The following is a 20,376-nucleotide window of genomic DNA, read 5'->3' on the forward strand; positions in this document are numbered from 1 at the left end:
GAGTTAAATGGCTTTGTGTTCTTTTAGCACCGCAACCAGTTGGGCCGCATTTTCCAGCCATTGACAGCGGCTATTGCGTTTTTTCGGCTCGGTGATATTGAGGGTGGTTAACTGCTTCGAGGGTACAAAACCCATGGATGCCAATGGGATAATCTCCAGAGGTTTATTCTTCGCTTTCATAATATTCGGCAGGCTCGGGTAACGAGGTTGATTCAGGCGCAAATCGGCAGTTACCACCGCAGGTAATGCCAGGGAGAGCACCTCTAAACCGCCGTCAATTTCCCGGGTGACAGTAATGCGTCCGTCGTCGGTCACATCCAGCGCCGATGCAAAGGTTGCCTGACTGCACGCCAGTAATCCGGCCAGCATTTGCCCGGTCTGGTTGGCGTCATTATCAATCGCTTGCTTGCCCAGCAGGATGAGCTGAGGTTCTAGCTGCGCGACAAGTCGCTGGAGTATTTTCGCGATGTCCAATGACCCGAATGTTGCTCCCTGCTCGGTTTCAACTAACAGCGCCTTGTCAGCACCTCGGGCCAGCGCATTGCGTAGCGTTTCCTGAGAAGAAAGATCCCCGACTGAAACAACAACAACTTCACTTGCTACGCCGGCTTCTTTCAGACGAACCGCCTCTTCCAGCGCAATTTCGTCAAAAGGGTTCATCGACATTTTGACGTTTTCCAGCTCAGCGCCGGTTCCATCAGCTTTGATGCGTATTTTGACGTTATGGTCGATAACACGTTTCACGCCCACTAAGATTTTCATTTCATATTCCTTCTGTTTTGTATGAGCGAGAAAACTAGCGCTCTTCAGGCAAAATCAGTGCCGGTGCGATAGAGGGCGGCCAGAACCGCGTAGCCACAAAATAGACCACCCCGGTTGCCAGCAGGCCAACAATCCAGGAGATATCAGTCCCGCCCAGGCTTTCAACGAGTGAGCCGGTATAAAAGCTGGTCGCGATAAACGGTAACTGGACGACAATACCGAACAGATAAGTGAGGATGCCGGTCATGTTCCAGCGACCATAGCGTCCGTTAGGATCAGAGAGTGCGGGCAAGTCATAGCGCCCTTTGGTGACAAGGTAGTAATCCACCAGGTTAATCGCACTCCACGGGGTGAAGAAGGCCAATAAAAACAACAAGAATGCGGTAAACAACTTCAGAAATTCATGCTGTCCTAACAAACCGATCAGCGTAGAGAACCCCACCATGAGAATGATGAAAAACAGACGCATACCGGGTGATACGTTATGTTTTCCACGGAAGCCGCTGACAATAGTGGCGAGTGACATAAAACTGCCATAGGCATTCAGTGCAGTAATGGTGACCTTACCAAAGAAGATGCCGAGGAATAACAGACCGGCAATAACCCCTGTACTGCCCAGGCCGACGATGTACGCAACTTCATGACCCGCAAACTGTTTCCCTGCTATCGCGGCAGCAAAAACCCCCAGCACCATGGATGCCTGAGTCCCCACGACGCTACCCAGTCCGACAGCGAAAAATGCTTTTACTGTAGACGTGTTGCTCGGTAAATAGCGCGAATAGTCGGCAACGTAGGGGCCAAACGCTATCTGCCATGATGCTGAAAGGGACATAGCCAGCAAGAAATTGGTCAGTGTAAAGTGACGATTTTCCAGCAATGTCTGGACATCATAGCCATAGAGAATTTTAAAAAAGAGGTAAAAGAAGATGACGATACCCACCACACTCGCCAGTTTCCCCAGCCCGTGGATCACGCGGTAACCGCAAACCGTAATGGTGATAATCACGACACCAAAAATCAGAATACCAAACCAGTCACTCACATTGACGAGCTGCGCAATGGCCTGGCCGGCGAGTACTGTCCCCCCCGCGGAAAAACCCACGTACATCATGCAGACCAGGATTATCGGCAACACTGCACCGTATACGCCAAACTGCACCCGGCTCGATATCATCTGTGGAAGACCCAGTTTCGGTCCCTGCGCAGCATGGAGCGCCATCACTGCGCCACCGAGTACCTGCCCGACGAATAATCCAATCAGCGACCAGAACACATCACCGCCCAACACCACGGCCAATGCGCCGGTAACAATTGCTGTAATTTGCAGGTTTGCGCCAAACCACAGCGTAAACTGACTGAACAAACTGCCGTGTCGTTCAGCCTCAGGAATGTAGTCAATGGAGCGTGACTCAATTAGCGGAGCCACGGCTGCAGGCTTTACATGTTGTTGTGTACTGTCGTCAATGTTCATGATGCATGCTTCCTCACGTTATAGAACGAACCTGGAAATGGTGCTTTTACCCATCGAATTTCCAGGCCGGAACAGCCTGGAGCATGCAATCCCGCACGCACTTTGCCCTGCCGTTTGGTCATGCCTAACGGTTGTTCAGCAAGCTTCTTGAGATAATGATTTTTTGTATTTCCGACGTGCCTTCAAAGATGCGCAGGATGCGGGCATCCCGGACATAGCGTTCAAGGGGAAGATCGCGGATGTAACCATAGCCACCGTGTAACTGAAGTGCGGCATCCGTGACAAAACCGGCGCATTCAGCGGCAAACAATTTGGCGGTCGCTGAATCAAGGCTAAAACGTTGCCCGCTATCGCGCTTTTCCGCCGCTTGCCAGGTCAGCAGCCGTGCGGCCTGTAACTGAGTATGCATATCCGCCAGTCGCCATTGCGTTCCCTGATAGGCCATCAATGGTTTTGGACCGATCTGTCTGTCATGCACCCACTGCAAACAACTCTCCATTGCCGCGCTGGCAATACCCAGTGACATTGCAGCGACTTCAACACGCCCACGATCAAGCACTTCCATCGCCGTTGCGAATCCCTGGCCTTCTTTACCCAGCAGCGCGGACTGAGGAAGCCAACAATCTAAGGACAGTTCATAAATAGTGCTGCCACGTAGCCCCATGGTTTTTTCCGGACTGGAGAACACGACGCCGCCGGTGTCTTTCGGGATAATGAACGCGCTGATACCGTTATGCCCCTCTGCCGGAGCCGTTTTCGCATACAGCACAATGAAGTCTGCTTCCCGGGCATTCGTGATGTAGTGTTTATTGCCCTGGATTCGCCATCCATCAGCCTCACGCTTTGCAACCGTTCGCATATCCGCGGGGTTTGAGCCAGCGGCAGGTTCCGTTAGCGCAAACGCCCCCAACAATTCCCCACTGGCTGCCCGCGGGAGCCAGTGCAGCTTTTGCTCTTCTGTCCCGCCAATCAGAATAGAGTCGGTGGCCAGGAAATGGGCGGTCAACGCAGAAGCGGTGGAGGCACAAGCGCCTGCAATCGCTTCAACCGCCTGACTCATGGCGACGCTGCCCACCCCGAAGCCCCCATAGGCTTCGGGTAAGTTAATGCCCATGCAGCCGAGTTCGCCCAGTGCAGTAAGACTCTCCTGGCAGAAAGTCTCCGTTTCATCATAGTGCTGGGCGCGTGGTTGCAGGACATCCCGGGCGACGCTTGTCACAGCGTCGACAATCGCGCGCTCAGTTTCATTAATTTCAAAGCTCATGCACTGCTCCTGTTGGTAATGAGTGGGTATCTACACCATAGAGCGCGTTGGCTTCTCCTAGTGCCGGAGCCCTCTCGATCGCATGGGGTTTATGGCCATTGAAGAACACCGGTTGTACAACTAAAGGGTTGCTCTCATCAGATGGCTGAATCAGTAACTGGCGAGCCTGTGCATGTTCGCTTTGTGTCACCTGCTCCAGGTTATGAATCGGCGAAGCCGGAACACCTGCCTCCAGCAGGAGCTCGCAAAGATCGTCCACGCTAAATGTCATGCTCCAGCGCTCAATGGCTGCTTTTAATTGCTGCTCGTTTCGCGTACGGCTAATGTCATCAATGAAGCGGCTATCCGTTGCCAACGCGGGTTGCCCCATGCATTCGCACAACCGCGCATAAAGACGCTGACTGGCTACCGCGATCACCACCAGCCCATCTGCGGCCCGGTAGGTATCAAACGGCGTGGAAACAGGATGGCGATTGCCAATCAATCCCGGCGCTTTCCCGTGGGCAAACAAATTCGATAGCCCTGTTACCTGCATGCTGACCAACACGTCCAGCATGGCAACATCGATATATTGCGCCTCGGGATGATGTCGTTCGCGGGCAAATAACGCACTGCTGACAGCCCAGGCGGCGTAGATCCCGGCACAGACATCACCGAGAGATTCACCACTGCGTGTGGGGCCGCTTTGCACAAACCCCGTCACGCTCATCAAGCCGGACATCGCCTGGGCGACAATGTCGTAAGCAGGATGTTTGGCCAACGGGCTGTGCTGGCCAAAACCTGAAATACTGGCGTAGATCAGCCGGTCGTTATACTTTTTAAGCGTGTCAAAATCGATCCCAAGGCGCTGCGTCACGCTCGGGCGAAAGTTCTCCACCACCACGTCCGCTTCTTCGACCAATTGATAGAAATGCTGCCGGTGCTCCGGACATTTAAAATCCAGCTCAATACTGCGCTTGCCGCGGTTAATCAGGCCGTAATAGACGCTTTCACCCTTCACAAAGGGACCAAGGTGGCGGCTATCGTCACCGTGTCCAGGTGCTTCAATTTTAATCACCTCAGCGCCGAGATCGGCCAGCATCGCCGTACAATAAGGGCCAGCCAGTACCCGACTCAGGTCGAGAACACGAACACCGCATAACGGCTGATAATGTGTTTGTTTGCTCATATCGCTGTGCATCCTGTGGGTTAGAGGCTTCCAGCGGACGTTTTATACTTCCGCCCAGACCGGGAAATACGTCACTATTTTTCCATTGGCAGGTTCAGCCCCTGTTCACGGGCACAGCGTTGCGCTATTTCGTAGCCTGCATCAGCATGGCGCATCACGCCCGTAGCCGGATCGTTGTGCAGAACCCGCGCAATACGTTCAGCCGCCTCATCTGTACCGTCACACACAATCACCATGCCTGAATGTTGTGAGAAGCCCATGCCGACACCGCCGCCATGATGCAACGAAACCCAGGTAGCTCCACTCGCCGTATTCAGCAGCGCGTTGAGTAGCGGCCAGTCGGATACCGCATCAGAACCATCCTTCATTGCTTCCGTTTCACGGTTTGGGCTGGCAACAGAACCTGAGTCCAGGTGATCGCGGCCGATGACGATAGGCGCAGAAAGCGCACCGCTGCGGACCATTTCATTGAATGCCAGACCTAATTTGGCGCGCTGTCCGAGGCCAACCCAGCAGATACGTGACGGTAAGCCCTGGAAGCTGATACGTTCGCGAGCCATATCCAGCCACCGGTGCAGATGCTCGTCATCCGGGATGAGTTCTTTGACCATGGCGTCGGTTTTGTAAATGTCTTCCGGGTCGCCGGAGAGCGCCACCCAGCGGAAGGGACCAATTCCGCGGCAGAACAGCGGACGAATATAGGCAGGGACAAATCCAGGGAAATCAAACGCGTTATTCACCCCCATCTCCAGCGCCATCTGGCGGATGTTGTTGCCATAGTCAAAAACAGGAATCCCTTGTTTCTGGAACGCCAGCATCGCATTGACATGTTCGGCCATTGAGCGTTTGGCTGCCTGAACAACAACAGAAGGTTCAGTTTTCGCACGTGCTACATAATCGGACCACTGCCAACCCTGTGGTAAATAGCCATTCAATGGGTCATGCGCGCTGGTCTGGTCGGTGACTAAATCCGGACGCACGTTACGACGAACCAGTTCAGGAAGAATATCGGCGGCGTTAGCACACAGCGCGATAGAAATTGCTTTGCCCTGTTCGGTGTAACGTTTGATGCGTGCCAACGCATCGTCAAGCGAGGTCGCCTGCTCATCGACATAGCGTGTCTTAAGGCGGAAATCGATACGGCTTTGCTGGCACTCAATGTTCAGAGAACAAGCACCCGCAAGCGTTGCCGCCAGCGGTTGTGCTCCCCCCATTCCCCCCAGGCCCGCGGTGAGGATCCAGCGCCCCTTAAGGCTACCGTTGTAATGTTGGCGAGCGGCTTCAACGAAGGTTTCATAGGTACCCTGAACGATGCCCTGACTACCGATGTAGATCCAACTACCCGCAGTCATCTGGCCGTACATCGCCAGGCCCTTCGCATCAAGTTCGTTAAAGTATTCCCAGTTCGCCCAATGAGGAACAATGTTAGAGTTAGCGATCAGGACACGTGGCGCATGGCTGTGGGTTTTAAACACACCAACGGGCTTACCGGACTGGACCAGCAGTGTCTCATCATCGTTTAGCTGAGTCAGGGTTTCTACGATTTTGTCGTAGCACTCCCAGTTACGTGCCGCACGCCCAATTCCGCCATATACCACGAGTTCATGAGGATTTTCAGCCACCTCCGGGTCGAGGTTATTCATCAGCATCCGTAGCGGAGCCTCGGTTAGCCAGCTCTTTGCCGTGAGTTTAGTCCCCCGGGGGGCGCGTACATCAACATGACGAATACGGTTTTCAGCGGTCATAGCGATATCCTTAAGTGTTCGGATGAGTAAGGTCATCAACATCAGGTTGGCTCAACCCATATCGCTCAACATTTACGCAACATGAGTAACATGTAATCAATATATACTTGTATATACATGTACACTCAATAAAATATTTATTCACAAAATCAAGATGGATTTGCAAAACGAAAAACAACAAAATTGCACTTTAGATTAATAAATACAATGAATTAAGCTGAAGACAAAAATGATGGGGAGATGAATGGCATTGATCTTGTTCACAAAATAGCCACAAAATACTGATTAAATTTGCGGCATCAGTCACAAACAAAAGACACAATTAATTAACACTTTCAGGGGTGAAACAGGATGAAGATCACTCTTCGATACTGCGCAACTCGATGAATGCCCAGTAACCGGAACCATGAATGCCAAGGTCCAGAACGTCAGAGTGTTGAGGTTGAGGTGGAAGTACTGCGCAATCATAACAATGCAGTTGTAATGGCGGCATGGCGGTTGAAGAGAGGATCAAATTCGACGCGGCACAGAAAATGAGTGTCGTAACGCCGGGGCTGAGTGGGTATTGCGCTTGCGTGTCGACCGTCTGCCAATTCAACGTAGCATCAAAGCGTTCTGGCTGATAAATAAGATTAAAATCCAGAATCGGTCCATCCACCAGTTCGCTGTCCACGCGGCTATTACCGGAGAATGCCCCGGTATCGAAAGCATAAAGCGTCACGCCGGAGGCCGAATCAATGTGCAATGTCATCCCATTACCGCGCAGTACCGACAGCAGCCGCTGGTATCCCTGATAGCGTGAAAACTCACCGGCCTGTGCCACCTCCGCCATTGAAAGTCGCCACTGAAAATTGTCATCTTCTGGCGGAAAACGCTGAATTTCCCGGGTCATTCCGGCCCCGTTTTTCCACGGCATCAGCCTGTAATCGTCGTAACGCAGCACGTGCCATCCATTCATGACGTGAAATGTCCTTTTAAACGATGGCGAGTTCCCGGATACAGCAGTCGGGCATAGCTGACATTAACCTGTTGTGACCAGGTCCGGCGGCAAATAAGCAGGCAAGGCTCATGAGGCGCAAGCTGAAGCCACTTGCTTTGCAGCGCAGTGGCCGAAACAGCTTCAACAACATGCTCCCCTTCAGTAAGCGGTGCCAGCCTGTTCAGGTAAATATTCGGTGTTAACTGGGTAAAATCCTGCTGAAGGTACTCCGGCGCTACGTCCGGATTAACAAAACGATCTTCAATCTGAATAGGGATATCATTTTCATAGTGAATGATCGAAGAGTGAAAGATTTCACTTCCGGGCTGCATATTCAGTGCCATAGCCTGCTCTCTCGTGGCACTCACTGTCTGCAACAGCATCACAGAGCTACGATGCTGATGATTTCTCGCCTGTATCTCATCGGCAATATTCTGGATCTCGAACAGCGCTGACTGTCTTTTCGGTTCAGCCACAAATGTTCCGACCCCCTGCAGTCTGACCAATAACCCTTCTGCTGTCAGTTCCCGCAGGGCGCGATTAATCGTCATTCGACTAAAGCCGAGCAATTGAACCAGTTCAGATTCCGAAGGAACACGATCATTGGGCCGCCACTCACCGCTGTTGATTCTATCCGCGACCATCGCCTTGACTTTGGCATACAGTGGGAGCGGAACGGAGTGCTCAACTGCAAGTTTATGCGACATCAACGTCATTACCTGAATTTCCTTTATCTGGCAAAAAGAGAGCGACTTACCCTCAATCTTAGAGAGAGTTATGCACACTGTATAGCCCACGTCGTTTTTAATTCCGTCCTGAAGCCCCTGGGCATACTTTTGAGTAGCACAAAAAAGAAACGGCATACTCACCCGTTGGTATTATTTTTTTGTCGACGGCATCACCTTTTCCCTAAGTAAAATTCATGAGATCAACTGGCGTACGTCTAATACTTATTCTAGGGTTAAATCATGTCTTCTTGTGTCACATTATTGTTTTTTTAAAGCAAAAAATGTGGTTATTTGAAAAAGGTGAAGGATATGGCTCTAGTCTTCGACAAACGCTTAATTCTTTTTTGCTGCGCCTTTTCCATTATTCCGGCGGCAAATGCAGCGTCCACCAACGGGACATTTCAGGTACTGATGACGATCCAAAAAGCGTGTACTGTCACTGCGGGGTCGGCTTCAAATATTACTCTCGGTCCCGTGAATACCACAGCGACAAATACCAGCGCAAGCAACACAATTTCAATTAATTGCTCAAAAACCACCCCCTACTTTATTGGTCTGGCACCTTCAACGGCCAACGGCGGGACACCCACGGGGTCCGGCGCCATGTCCTCTGTCGCAAATGCAGCAAACAATACCGATAAAGTGCCTTATCAATTGAACCAAACATCAGCAACAGGACCGGTCTGGGGGAATACGGCCACCACCACCACGGTAGGAAATGGTGTTGCATCTCAGGGAACAGGGCTTCAGCAGAGTTTTACCGTTTATGCCACCGCGCCAAGCGCGAACTTCACACCTGACGACTATGCCGACACCGTAACGGTAAACGTTAACTACTAAATTCAGGAACACCGATGACAGTAAAACTGCCTGTACAGCAGTATGCCTGCGCATGCCTGTTAGGAGCGGCTGTGAGCGTAAATCCGGCGACAGCCAGCGGATTGCAGGTTGCCCCAGTCACATTAACGCTGCAAGCATCGCAAAATGCCGATGGGATCTGGCTAAGCAATGCCGGAGAAAACGTGCTGAATGCCCAGGTCCGGGTCTTTCGCTGGAGCCAAAGCGCTTACGGCGACAAGCTGTCTCCCTCTCAGGGGCTGGTTATCAGTCCGCCAATGCTGGCGCTAGCCCCTGGTGAACGCCAGTTGATTCGTGTTATTCGCACCGGCCCGCCCTCGGCACATACTGAAGATGCCTATCGGTTATCCATTGACGAATTACCGCCAGCAAAATTACAAAAAAATAAACTTCAGTTTGTACTGCATTATTCCATACCTGTTTTTATTCAACCAACGGCACAGGCTGAAACCCAGGCAAAATTGCAATGGACATTACAGCAACTTGACGGCAAAAAATTTCTTGAAGTCAGAAATCAGGGAAATGGTCATGCGCAATTATCAGCGGCAACCTTTATAAACCATAATGGCGCGAAAAAAGTCATTACGCCGGGACTATTAGGCTACGTTCTTCCGGGCTCAACAATGCGGTGGATATTATCCCCGTCCGCCAGTGATACCCATTATGGCGGTAAAGTTGAAGTAACAATTAATGGCCAAAAAACAGTACAAGATCTCTAAGAGATCCTGGCTTCTGGTAAATTGTTGCTTACTCAATGGAGCATTATTATCTGGAATGGTTTCAGCTTACGCGGACAATAATAACCAGACAAACAGTGGAATTATTGGTGACGCAACACCTCTTGCGGGCATCGATTTATATCTCGACGTGACCCTGAATGGAAACCCTGTCGGATTGGTTCATTTTGGCTATGAGAATGAAAAACTCTATGCTGGCGCAAATACCCTACGACAATTGGGTTTTCGCTTACCGCAAAATACAGCTGCAACCGTCGGTCTGAACGATATTGCCCAACTGAGCATTGACTACAACGTCGAACAACAAACTCTGGCACTCACTATGCCGCTCAGTTCCCTTGATCTTGTCACCACACAGGTGGACCCGACCGGAGAGGCAACACCAATAGCATCAAACTCACGTGGGGCGTTACTCAATTACGATGTCTATGCTCAGCAGGGAGATGAAAGCAGCGCCAACACATTTAGCGAGTTTCGCGCGTTTAATGGCTTAGGGGTGTTCAGCACAACCCAACTGACGCAATATTCCACCGCGCCCAACGCAGATAATGCCTTCTACCGTATGGACACCCGTTGGCGCACGTCATTTCCGGATAATATGTTGGCAATAAACGTTGGCGATACCCTGACAAGCTCGCTCACCTGGTCCCGACCGACCCGTATTGGCGGCATCCAGATAGGAACCGATTTTGGTTTACAGCCGTATATGCCAACCACCCCGCTTCCCTCCTATCTTGGTTCTGCCACGCTTCCTTCAAACGTTGAGTTGTACGTCAATGGCGTTAAGTACTACAACGGGGAGGTGCCGGCCGGAAGTTTTCAAATCAACACCATGCCGAATATCAGTGGCGCAGGGACCGGCCAGGTGATGATGACCGACGCGCTGGGCAGAACGACAGTACAAAACTTCTCGTTTTACAACGATCAGCAACTCCTGCGAGAGGGGCTAACAGCCTGGTCAGCGGAATTCGGTGCAGTAAGAGAGAATTACGGTTACGCCTCATTTGATTATGCCAGCGCCCCTGTGTTTAGCGGGACCTGGCGTCGGGGATTCAGTAACACCTTTACTGCAGGTACGCACGCGGAAACCAGCGATGGGCTGATCAACGCAGGTTTCAGCAATGACTGGGTTCCCGGTCCGCGCAGCGGCACAGTGTCCACCGCATTGGCAGCCAGTACGGACTCAGGGAAAAGCGGATTTTTGTACAGTGTCGGTTACCGTTGGTCAGGTGAACAGTTTAATTTCAGCACCAGCACAACGGCGACGTCGGGTGACTACCGTGATGTCGCAACCCATTATGGTGAGCCGCCGCCCTCGCTGAGCAGCAATACGGTGATAGGTTATGCAATGCCGTCTGCCGGCAACGTCAGCCTGAGCTACCTGCAGTTTCGCTATCCGCACGATAGCGCGGTGCGCTACGCCAACGCCAGTTGGTTCAACTCCGTCACCGATAACGTCTCACTCAATGCCGGCTTTAACCAGAATATTGACGACACCCGCGATCGCAGCGTTTACCTGATGGTGACGGTCACCACCAGCGGTAATCTGAGCGCCAGCAGCACCGTACAACGTACCAATAATGAAACCGGCTACCAGATCAATGCCAGCCAAACGCCACCGGGTGACGGCGGCTGGGGATGGAACGTTGCAGCCAGCCAGCAAGCTTCCCGGCAAAGCGGCCAGGGGGAAGTTGGATATTTGGGCCGTTTCGGAAAAGCCTACACCGGATTTAGTCGCCTACCCGACAACCACTACGGTTATGCTGGCGCGACCGGCGCCCTTGTTGCGATGGGGGGAGGTTTGTTCGCGGCTCGGGAAATCAACAATGGTTTTGCCGTCGTATCTACAGACGGCATTCCGGACGTGCCCGTCAAGCTACAAAATAACCTTGTCGGTCGCACCGACGATCAGGGTCTGCTGCTGGTCACATCACTCAACAGCTATCAAAACAATCAAATCAGTATTGACCCTATGGATCTACCCGCCAATATGCGGATCGCCCGTGTTGAAGCCAATGCAACACCGGCGGATCGTTCCGGAACCCTGGTCAGTTTTGGTATCACTCCCGTACGCGCCGCGCAGGTTACTCTCGTTAACGAACAGGGTAAGGCCATTTCTGAAGGCAGCATGGCATATATCACTAACGGCACCGGCCAGTCATCCGTGGTCGGATTCGATGGTATGGCCTGGTTCGACACCCTGGAACAGCACAACAGATTACGCGTTGACACAGATACCGGTAGCTGTGGCGCACAATTCGATTATCCCGCCAATGCAAAGGGGATCGTACAGATAGGCCCGCTGGAATGTCGGTCACAATAGCAGGAGTTCATTCATGAGATTAAGACAGTTACTGTTTATCGCAGCACTCCTACTCTGTCCAGGGATAAGCCATGCGGTAACCTGCTCCGTAAGTAACGTCCAACCCATTAGTTTTGGTGCAGTGGACCCGTTGTCATCATCAGGCGCAACGACCTCAATGACCTTTACCTGGACTTGTGCAAAAGAAGTGACCGACGTACTGGCGGGGATTAACCTCTGTTTTAATATTGGCGCATCGGCCGTCAGCGGTCAGGTGGCAACACGGAATATGTCGTTAAGCGGAACACCTGCCAGAACGTTAAGCTATCAGCTATATCAGGACGCCGGGCACAGTAAGATCTGGGGGAGTCAGTATCAGAGCGGCACCACGTTTCCCATGGTACAACTTAACTTGCTCAATTTGATCCCAGTGACCGGTTCGCTGACCGTATCCGCTCAGCTCGTCACTCCGCAAACCTCTGCGGTCCCCGGAAGTTATCAGGACAGCTATACGGCAGCCACGGCGCTTATCACCCTCAACCCTGGATTAGTTATTCCGCCTTCCACGTGTGGTGATACCGTTGCCGCCAGACTCCCCTTCACCGTATCAGCCACTGTCAGCAAACAGTGCAATATCACATCGGCCACTAACATTAGTTTTACCCCGGTGAAGGCAACTCAGCGCAATGCGACAGCATCAAATACCATCGGGGTGGCATGCACCAATAACACCCCTTATACCATTGGGCTACAACCCTCCAACGGCAATACTGCAGGCAGCGGTGTGATGAGCGGAACGGGGGCTAACAGCGATAAAGTCCCTTATCAACTCAGCTCAACGCCAGGACCTTCCGGTACCGTGTGGGGCAACACCTCGCTCAATACCGTTACAGGCACTGGCACCGGTTCTGCTACGCCGTATTCAGTGTATGCCACCGTTCCCAGTGCAAACTATACGCCCGACAACTATGCGGACACCGTCACCATCTCAGTGACTTACTGACGCGCCGCTAAAATGCAATCAAGAAAACACAAATAATTATCATATTGTTTACTTTTAGAGGTACATCATAAATCTGACAAATAGTCATTCTCATGTGCCATGCATATTAAATGCCCGAATCGCTATTTGATCGCAAACATTCGCAAAATCAATAGATAATTATTCACTTAACGCTTAATTCACATGCTTTTTACATGGCTATTGGGAGGGTGGAGGACAGGCCGTTTCTTGAAAAAAATGTTAAATTTAAGTTTATATGGTGAGATCCACTGTATACCACGGCCAAATTAAGAACATATTACTTTTATAACTAAGGTTTATCATGGATAAGTTATCTTACGCTTCAGATAGCAGCACATCTGCCTGGAATACCTACCTGCAACAAATCGAGCGTGTGGCCCCTTACCTGGGCGAACTTTCCCATTGGGTGGATACCCTGCGCCACCCGAAACGCGCGCTAATTGTCGATATTCCGGTGCAGATGGATGACGGCACTATTCGCCATTTCGAAGGATATCGTGTACAGCACAACCTCTCCCGCGGCCCGGGAAAAGGCGGTGTGCGTTATCATCCTGATGTTGATCTTAATGAAGTGATGGCCCTTTCCGCCTGGATGACCATCAAATGTGCCGCACTGAACCTGCCGTACGGCGGTGCCAAAGGTGGCGTTCGCGTCGACCCATTCTCGCTGTCTGAAGGTGAACTGGAGCGTTTGACCCGCCGCTATACCAGCGAAATCGGCATTATCATTGGGCCGCAAAAAGATATTCCTGCGCCGGATGTCGGCACCAACGGCAAAGTGATGGCATGGATGATGGATACCTACTCCATGAACCACGGCACCACCGTAACCAGCGTGGTCACCGGTAAACCTATCCACCTTGGCGGTTCGTTGGGTCGTGATAAAGCAACGGGTCGTGGCGTGTTCGTCAGCGGTCTGGAAGTGGCTCGTCGTGCCAACATCGACGTCGAAGGCGCACGCGTAGCGGTACAAGGCTTTGGTAATGTCGGCAGTGAAGCGGCTCGCCTGTTCGCCAGTGCTGGCGCACGCGTCGTTGCCATTCAGGATCACACTGCCACCCTGTTTAACACCACCGGGATCGACATGACCGCGTTGACCGCCTGGCAGTTGGAGCACAAACAGATTGCCGGTTTCCCGGGGGCGGAAACGATCGCCAGCGAAGCCTTCTGGAGCGTGGAGATGGATATCCTGATCCCTGCCGCGCTGGAAGGACAGATTACCCGTCAGCGTGCAGAAATACTGACCTGCAAACTGGTGCTTGAGGGCGCTAACGGCCCAACTTACCCGGATGCCGATGATATGCTGGCAAGCCGCGGTATCATCGTGGTACCTGACGTCGTATGTAACGCAGGCGGCGTCACCGTCAGCTACTTCGAATGGGTTCAGGACATGGCCAGCTTCTTCTGGAGCGAAGAAGAGATCAACAATCGCATGGATAAAATCATGACCGATGCGATGGTTCATGTGTGGGAGAAAGCGGCGGAGAAATCCTGCTCATTGCGCACTGCCGCCTATATTGTGGCCTGCGAGCGTATCCTGCTGGCACGTAAAGACCGTGGTATTTATCCGGGATAATACGAAGGCCAATACGCCAACGTTTTTGACCGACGATAAACGCCAGTCGTGAGTTACGCCAATAATGCGGCATTATTTGTGGCATTATTGGCGTGTAGTCGCCTGATTCACCCGCCCCGCTTTCTGCGTTTTACTTACCCAATATCTGCGTATTTTGTTAGCCAATAAACATTAAATTCCGTCGCAGCAACCATAATTTGCGTTAAGAACGCATAGCGATGCATTATTGGCCGCAATGTCTACTACCAATATTACGCCCCGCATATATATTGACGAACTGATTAAAAATCCCGAATAATCGTCGAATTATGGCATTCTGGCTGCAGGGAAAGTTGCCTGACACAGTGCGATTAGATCGGGCCGGGAAAACTCAGCGAATAACCACGTGAGAATATAATGGTCGATCATTCATCTGCTTCTGAGCACAACGATTTTACTCGTTGCCTGTCTCTTTTCGACAGCGCATTTCCACAAATCTTATCCCTGCTGGGTATGCCAGTCCCCACGCAGCTCTCGCCTGATACGTTTTATTATTCACTTGATAAAGCCCGAGAGAAATTGGGCAACTGGAACAGTGTAGCGGCTCGATTTAACTATAACGAGCAGGAAATGGCGAGCTTTCTTGCGGCACTTAGAACCTTGAAAAAATGGCTCGTCAGAAATACAGATGGCCAGCCCGCGGACAGAAATCTGACCATTGCCGCGTTGCGTCTTTTGTGGCAGCTCGAATATTTGCGAGAAAAACAACCTCAATTAACTTATTCAACGACGCTGCATAACGAAGGCGAAGAAAAGCAGTTACGTAGTTTGCAGCAGGTACGGGCATTAGAGTTGACCATTCGTAGTTTAATTAATGAAGCGTACAATAACCAACAAGCTCTACTTGAGCACCTAAACAAATTATTTGGTCAGGAACGGGTAAACAAATGGCTGAACGTTGCCGATCGTGATGACGTATTGAGTGGGACCCTTTTCAGTGAACTCGCCTCACTGTTTATTGATAAAAACGAATATCCCATCCACTATTCTCCACTTTATCAATATACCCCGTTGCTCAGCTTTGTTAATGATAAACGTACAACACTGAACACCTTTCTTGACGATATTCGCGTAATTCGCAACCGTCTTGCACATCATAAGCGGGTAACCTCCGTCCAAACAACATTGGTGAATTACTATTACCGAGAAATTACTGAGCCGGTACAGGAGGCCTTCGATGAAGGCCGCGTAAAAGTTAACCCTGATCGCTTTTTTGATGACAGCAATGCTGAGGTTGCTCGCTATTTCGAACGGACCAGCCAAAAGATTGAAGATCTCGGCGGTGACGTTCAGGAAATAAAAGATAATCTGGTGGCTCAGGCTCAAGATCTTGAGGTAATCAAAACGCGTACGGACATCATTCGCAAGTATGTAGTCTGGGTGCTGGGCGGTATCGCTGTCCTTATTGTTGGCTCGGTACTGACTTTTGGAACTTCAACCAAGACGCTGGTGAATACGGAGTCCATCCGTAGCGATCTCGGGGAAGTGGGTAAAACGGTTGCCGGTGCGAAAAAAGAAACCAGTAACGATCCGCGTAAAGAACTGGCGAATATCGGCATTGCCTGGGATGAAAAAAATCTTCGCGCCGCTATCGACCGCGGTGATACCCAGGTTGTCAATTTGTTTCTTGCCGGAGGCATGCGCTGGAAACTGTATTATGCCGAAGCCGCATTACAGGAAGATCGCCAGGAAACGTTGAATGCCCTATTACAATCAGCATCGTTGATGGATGAAAAAAACGGTTGTCTCAGAATGGCCGGTAAATTACGTCAGCATGCGAACCACAACAATGGCACGCTGACCCCCATACAGATTCGTTATTTAAAAACATTCTGTTCTTCTGCCAGGGATGTTCAGGGTATTAAAGCAGAACTGGACAGCGCGCTTAATTTTGAGAAAGCCCAGAAGAAAGCTTACGATGAAGAAATGGCCAAAAATGAACCTGCGGGTCGCTGTGAACGCCGTTTGATGGCCGATAATGCGCGTGACTTACTGGCTGACGCGGCGCAGTTTTCACTGCAAAGACCTACCACCTATTCACTCCACGATGTGTTATTGAAAGAACTGAATACGCGTCTGATGTTCGGCACGCTCAACGGGGCTGAGTTAAAAAGCCTGGTTAAGAACTACTGCGTAAAACAAGAAAACCATGAACCCAATATTGCGATTGACGATAACTGGAGTCGCTCACAACGGGTCATTTATAACGTAGTCAAATAATGAGCGATACACCAACACATTCATCGACAGAGAATTATATGTTCGCATTCAACAATGCATGGCCGCAGTTTACTTTCGAGCTCAATCCGTCGCAGCGTGATGCACCGGCAGGCAGCCTGCTGATCGGATTGGGCGACGGCAATGATACGGAAAGCCATAAGGGTGTCGCGCTCAATAATAAAGGATACCGTGCAGGTCACTACAATTCGGTGAGTGAACTGGTGGCAAATGCCGACGATCGTCAATGGACTATATGGCGCAGCAAACTCTCAAGTGTCCAGGGAATACAACGAATCGTTATCGAAGATTTCTCTCTGGATACCTGTTTTACGCTATTGCTGTTTTTGAACCATCTCGATGCCGCTGGTTCGCTGTCGCTATCAACACATCCGTGGCTGGAATACGTCACCGCATGGGAAAGCGGTATTTACCTGGACGGTGATGATACGACGCGTTCTGCCGCGTGCTTGTTATCCGCACTCGCGCATAGCAGCCTGTGCGAACAACCCATGAATGATACTGCCGTTGTTCGCCACAACATGTTGGCCTGCCTGCGCCTGTTGAGCTATATGATAATAGCCAACCCCGACCCCACCGCAGGCATTATGCCCATGCACACGCAATGTTATGCAAGTGCGGTCGCAAGTCTGGCGTATGAGCAACAGATTTACCAACACGTTCTCAAGCGTTCGGTGACCTGCCAGCTCCTGCTGGACCTCGGCACAGGCCGGCGGCAAACGGTGGTTGATGCACTGTTTATCACCGAAACGCTCCCTTCCGGGATGCTGAAAATTCTCGCGCGCTGCGATAAAGAACGCAGTTGGACGCACAATGGATTTGGGTTGCTGGCCATTTATCGCCCGCGAGAAGTGGGCACAGGCAATGATATCGTTATTTCGCTCAACCCCATTCAGGGGACGCGCCTTGATGTCCTGTGGTCCGCTCTGGAACAACGTGAAGAGGCGGCATGGCAAGGGTTACGCCCGCACGATACGCCGCGTTTTCTCGAAAGCTATCGCCTGGCCGGAAGCGATAAATTAATCCCAGGAGCACCGAACCAACCCTGGTACGACGATCAAGGCAGAATGACGCTCATTGCGGCACCGAAGCAGCTTGCGCCCGGAGAACCCGGCTCGAAACTGACCTGGCAACAAGACGTTTTGCCCGCAATCTGGGAAAATTATTTTACCCGTTACCTTGATAACGCCATTGTGCCAATAGCTTTACCCGAACTGGATTGCCGCACAAAGGGTAAATGCATTCGTGTCTATCAACATCGCATCCCGGAGGGCGGTGATATTACGATAGTGCCGCTGATGCGTATGATCGATACCCCCACCTTCCATGCCTGGCTGGCAGCACAGAGCGATAGCACGCGCGTCGTCCGGAGTCCTGCGGATCTGCCCCCCACCAGTGAGTACAGCAGCCAGTGGTACAGCAATATTCTGGTCGTCGCTCACCGTCATGGCGTCACGTTCTTCTGTCGCGAAGAAGAGGATAAACATCTGGCGATACTGATTAAAGCGGCCAGTTCCGTCGCGGATGTCAGCCATGAGTATGAAGATTTTCTGGCGAACTCTGGCCAACAGATTGAACAGTGGCTCAAGGATCTGCTCGAATCGCAGCAAATGCACAACCGAAAGGGAAAAATTCGTCGTCTATCTGACTGGTCCGAAATGATGCTGGAAACCAAGGCCCGGGCGCTAAAAGCCATGAATAAAGGTGCTTTAGTCGGCAACGATGCCCTACATAACCAGCTGAGTGACGATCTCTCGCGGCAGTGGGGATTGTCTGAGCAACGCCAGGAGCTCATGGCGCAGATAGAGCAATTGGATCAGCTCATGCGCCAGGCGATTAGTCAGCGTCAGGAAAAACGTCAACGTATTTACGGCGCCCTGTTTTCCGCTTTAGCACTCGGCGCGGCGGCTAACCATATTTGGGAACCGATTAAAGAGATAAAAACAACAAACCTTTATGAATGGCAACTCATGCTATTCAAAGAGCAGCCAGCCCCGGCAATGGATAAATTACAGGCGATTGCTGCAGATGCCGCACGATATGAAGTCTATACCCTGGCTATTCTGCTCATTTTTGGTTTTATTGGTTTTATCTTGTTCTGGTTTTTCGATTTTAATGGCAAAGAAGAGTAAGGAATAACGTTTTATTCACGATGCCGTTAGCATAAACCTTGCCGCATCTCTCACTTCCGCTGTTTTATGCACCAATACGTTTCAATACGGAACATCACCAGATGCTAACGTTCCGTATTGAAACGCCAATCACATCAATTTTCTTTTGACTACCCGTGTGCAAAATTACCTTATCGGCAGCGAGAGGTCGCCGTGGCGCTGTACAAACCGATACCCTACATCAGATGTCTGCCTGATATGTGCAGCCATCTCAGGACTGTCTGCGGAGCATAAACAATGAAAAAATTGATCAACCGTGTTGAAGACGTACTGAACGAACAACTCGCCGGGCTGGCAAAAGCCTACCCTTCTCTGGCACTGCATCAGGACCCGGTGTATGTCACTCGCGCGGATGCGCCAGTGATGGGCAAAGTGGCACTGCTTTCCGGTGGCGGTAGCGGCCATGAACCAATGCACTGCGGCTACATTGGCCAGGGTATGCTCTCCGGCGCCTGTCCAGGTGAAATTTTCACCTCGCCAACGCCGGATAAAATGTTTGAATGCGCCATGCAAATTGACGGCGGCGAAGGTGTACTGCTGATAATCAAAAATTACACCGGCGACATTCTTAACTTCGAAACGGCAACCGAGTTGCTGCATGAAAGCGGCGTCAAAGTCACCACGATGGTCGTGGATGATGACGTGGCGGTGAAAGACAGTCTGTACACAGCCGGTCGTCGCGGTGTGGCAAATACGGTATTGATTGAAAAACTGGTCGGTGCGGCCGCAGAACGTGGAGACTCACTGGATGCCTGCGCAGCGCTGGGACGCCAGTTAAACAACCAGGGTCATTCCATCGGGATTGCCATTGGCGCCTGTACCGTGCCGGCGGCCGGTCAACCGTCATTCACCCTGCAGGACAACGAAATGGAGTTTGGCGTCGGTATCCACGGCGAACCCGGCATTGACCGCCGTCCATTCTCTTCGCTTGATCAAACGGTGGATGAAATGTTTGACACCCTGCTGGAAAACGGCCACTACAGTCGTACGCTGCGTCACTGGGATCACCTTCAGGGCGCCTGGCAGGAAGGGAAAGAAAGCAAACGCGCGCTACAGAGCGGCGATCGCGTGATTGCGCTGGTCAATAATCTCGGTGCGACACCGCTGTCTGAACTCTTCGGCGTGTATAACCGCCTTGAAAGCCGTTGTCAGGATGCCGGTATTGTCATCGAGCGTAACCTGATTGGCTCTTACTGCACCTCTCTGGATATGACCGGTTTCTCAATCACCCTGCTACAAGTGGATGACGAAACGCTGAGCTTATGGGATGCACCGGTTCACACCCCTGCACTCAACTGGGGTAAATAAGGAGAT

At 51.4% G+C, this 20,376-nt stretch carries 15 protein-coding genes; 8 read left to right on the forward strand and 7 right to left on the reverse strand.

The genetic code is table 11. From position 1 onward, the window contains the following. Positions 1-3: 3 nt before the first annotated feature. From NNO08_RS05610 to hutC, 7 genes are all read right to left on the reverse strand, one after another. A complete protein-coding gene (locus NNO08_RS05610) occupies positions 4-762 on the reverse strand; it encodes an electron transfer flavoprotein subunit beta/FixA family protein (RefSeq protein ID WP_271456318.1) in 759 nt (252 codons plus the stop codon). 34 nt (positions 763-796) lie between these two features. Further along, positions 797-2,233, reverse strand: a complete 1,437-nt coding sequence (locus NNO08_RS05615) for a purine-cytosine permease family protein (protein WP_271455595.1) — start codon at positions 2,231-2,233, stop codon at positions 797-799. A 124-nt stretch (positions 2,234-2,357) separates the two neighbouring features. Further along, positions 2,358-3,497 carry an acyl-CoA dehydrogenase family protein gene (locus NNO08_RS05620; protein WP_137381670.1) on the reverse strand — a complete coding sequence of 380 codons (1,140 nt, stop codon included), beginning with the start codon at positions 3,495-3,497 and terminating at the stop codon, positions 2,358-2,360. Continuing rightward, positions 3,487-4,665 carry a CaiB/BaiF CoA transferase family protein gene (locus NNO08_RS05625; RefSeq protein WP_271456319.1) on the reverse strand — a complete coding sequence of 393 codons (1,179 nt, stop codon included), beginning with the start codon at positions 4,663-4,665 and terminating at the stop codon, positions 3,487-3,489. Before NNO08_RS05625 ends, NNO08_RS05620 begins: the two co-directional genes overlap by 11 nt. Positions 4,666-4,739: 74 nt before the next feature. Next, on the reverse strand, positions 4,740-6,410 hold the full coding sequence (gene hutU, locus NNO08_RS05630) for a urocanate hydratase (protein WP_271456320.1): 1,671 nt from the start codon (positions 6,408-6,410) through the stop codon (positions 4,740-4,742). A 358-nt stretch (positions 6,411-6,768) separates the two neighbouring features. Beyond that, positions 6,769-7,368, reverse strand: a complete 600-nt coding sequence (locus NNO08_RS05635) for a HutD/Ves family protein (RefSeq protein WP_271456321.1) — start codon at positions 7,366-7,368, stop codon at positions 6,769-6,771. Continuing rightward, the gene (gene hutC, locus NNO08_RS05640) at positions 7,365-8,096 is read right to left on the reverse strand and encodes a histidine utilization repressor (protein ID WP_416348263.1); all 732 of its coding nucleotides are present in this window, start codon (positions 8,094-8,096) and stop codon (positions 7,365-7,367) included. The genes NNO08_RS05635 and hutC overlap by 4 nt, the downstream gene beginning before the upstream one ends. Before the next feature lie 330 nt (positions 8,097-8,426). Between hutC and NNO08_RS05645 the strand changes: the two genes are divergently transcribed. From NNO08_RS05645 to dhaK, 8 genes are all read left to right on the forward strand, one after another. Next, positions 8,427-8,957 carry a Csu type fimbrial protein gene (locus tag NNO08_RS05645; RefSeq protein WP_271441493.1) on the forward strand — a complete coding sequence of 177 codons (531 nt, stop codon included), beginning with the start codon at positions 8,427-8,429 and terminating at the stop codon, positions 8,955-8,957. Between the two features lie 14 nt (positions 8,958-8,971). Continuing rightward, the gene (locus tag NNO08_RS05650) at positions 8,972-9,694 is read left to right on the forward strand and encodes a fimbrial biogenesis chaperone (protein WP_271441494.1); all 723 of its coding nucleotides are present in this window, start codon (positions 8,972-8,974) and stop codon (positions 9,692-9,694) included. Between the two features lie 55 nt (positions 9,695-9,749). Next, the gene (locus tag NNO08_RS05655) at positions 9,750-12,035 is read left to right on the forward strand and encodes a fimbria/pilus outer membrane usher protein (RefSeq protein ID WP_271456322.1); all 2,286 of its coding nucleotides are present in this window, start codon (positions 9,750-9,752) and stop codon (positions 12,033-12,035) included. A 13-nt stretch (positions 12,036-12,048) separates the two neighbouring features. Next, a complete protein-coding gene (locus NNO08_RS05660; protein WP_271456323.1) occupies positions 12,049-13,017 on the forward strand; it encodes a Csu type fimbrial protein in 969 nt (322 codons plus the stop codon). A 322-nt stretch (positions 13,018-13,339) separates the two neighbouring features. Next, positions 13,340-14,614: a Glu/Leu/Phe/Val family dehydrogenase gene (locus NNO08_RS05665; RefSeq protein ID WP_005122303.1), complete on the forward strand. Its 1,275-nt coding sequence runs from the start codon at positions 13,340-13,342 to the stop codon at positions 14,612-14,614. Between the two features lie 396 nt (positions 14,615-15,010). Beyond that, positions 15,011-16,873 carry an STY4199 family HEPN domain-containing protein gene (locus NNO08_RS05670; RefSeq protein ID WP_271456324.1) on the forward strand — a complete coding sequence of 621 codons (1,863 nt, stop codon included), beginning with the start codon at positions 15,011-15,013 and terminating at the stop codon, positions 16,871-16,873. 38 nt (positions 16,874-16,911) lie between these two features. Next, the gene (locus NNO08_RS05675) at positions 16,912-19,023 is read left to right on the forward strand and encodes a hypothetical protein (RefSeq protein WP_271456325.1); all 2,112 of its coding nucleotides are present in this window, start codon (positions 16,912-16,914) and stop codon (positions 19,021-19,023) included. A 276-nt stretch (positions 19,024-19,299) separates the two neighbouring features. Then, positions 19,300-20,370, forward strand: coding sequence for a dihydroxyacetone kinase subunit DhaK (gene dhaK / locus NNO08_RS05680; RefSeq protein WP_137381659.1), 1,071 nt, complete (start codon positions 19,300-19,302; stop codon positions 20,368-20,370). Positions 20,371-20,376 lie beyond the last annotated feature (6 nt).

This window comes from Citrobacter sp. Igbk 17, assembly GCF_028069775.1.
GTDB lineage: Bacteria > Pseudomonadota > Gammaproteobacteria > Enterobacterales > Enterobacteriaceae > Citrobacter.

What these genes read in the sequence shown, in the direction of transcription:
- NNO08_RS05610 (WP_271456318.1), bottom strand. Translation starts at nt 762, where the DNA reads ATGAAAATCTTAGTGGGCGTGAAACGTGTTATCGACCATAACGTCAAA.
- NNO08_RS05615 (WP_271455595.1), bottom strand. Translation starts at nt 2,233, where the DNA reads ATGAACATTGACGACAGTACACAACAACATGTAAAGCCTGCAGCCGTG.
- NNO08_RS05620 (WP_137381670.1), bottom strand. Translation starts at nt 3,497, where the DNA reads ATGAGCTTTGAAATTAATGAAACTGAGCGCGCGATTGTCGACGCTGTG.
- NNO08_RS05625 (WP_271456319.1), bottom strand. Translation starts at nt 4,665, where the DNA reads ATGAGCAAACAAACACATTATCAGCCGTTATGCGGTGTTCGTGTTCTC.
- hutU (WP_271456320.1), bottom strand. Translation starts at nt 6,410, where the DNA reads ATGACCGCTGAAAACCGTATTCGTCATGTTGATGTACGCGCCCCCCGG.
- NNO08_RS05635 (WP_271456321.1), bottom strand. Translation starts at nt 7,368, where the DNA reads ATGAATGGATGGCACGTGCTGCGTTACGACGATTACAGGCTGATGCCG.
- hutC (WP_416348263.1), bottom strand. Translation starts at nt 8,096, where the DNA reads ATGTCGCATAAACTTGCAGTTGAGCACTCCGTTCCGCTCCCACTGTAT.
- NNO08_RS05645 (WP_271441493.1), top strand. Translation starts at nt 8,427, where the DNA reads ATGGCTCTAGTCTTCGACAAACGCTTAATTCTTTTTTGCTGCGCCTTT.
- NNO08_RS05650 (WP_271441494.1), top strand. Translation starts at nt 8,972, where the DNA reads ATGACAGTAAAACTGCCTGTACAGCAGTATGCCTGCGCATGCCTGTTA.
- NNO08_RS05655 (WP_271456322.1), top strand. Translation starts at nt 9,750, where the DNA reads ATGGTTTCAGCTTACGCGGACAATAATAACCAGACAAACAGTGGAATT.
- NNO08_RS05660 (WP_271456323.1), top strand. Translation starts at nt 12,049, where the DNA reads ATGAGATTAAGACAGTTACTGTTTATCGCAGCACTCCTACTCTGTCCA.
- NNO08_RS05665 (WP_005122303.1), top strand. Translation starts at nt 13,340, where the DNA reads ATGGATAAGTTATCTTACGCTTCAGATAGCAGCACATCTGCCTGGAAT.
- NNO08_RS05670 (WP_271456324.1), top strand. Translation starts at nt 15,011, where the DNA reads ATGGTCGATCATTCATCTGCTTCTGAGCACAACGATTTTACTCGTTGC.
- NNO08_RS05675 (WP_271456325.1), top strand. Translation starts at nt 16,912, where the DNA reads ATGTTCGCATTCAACAATGCATGGCCGCAGTTTACTTTCGAGCTCAAT.
- dhaK (WP_137381659.1), top strand. Translation starts at nt 19,300, where the DNA reads ATGAAAAAATTGATCAACCGTGTTGAAGACGTACTGAACGAACAACTC.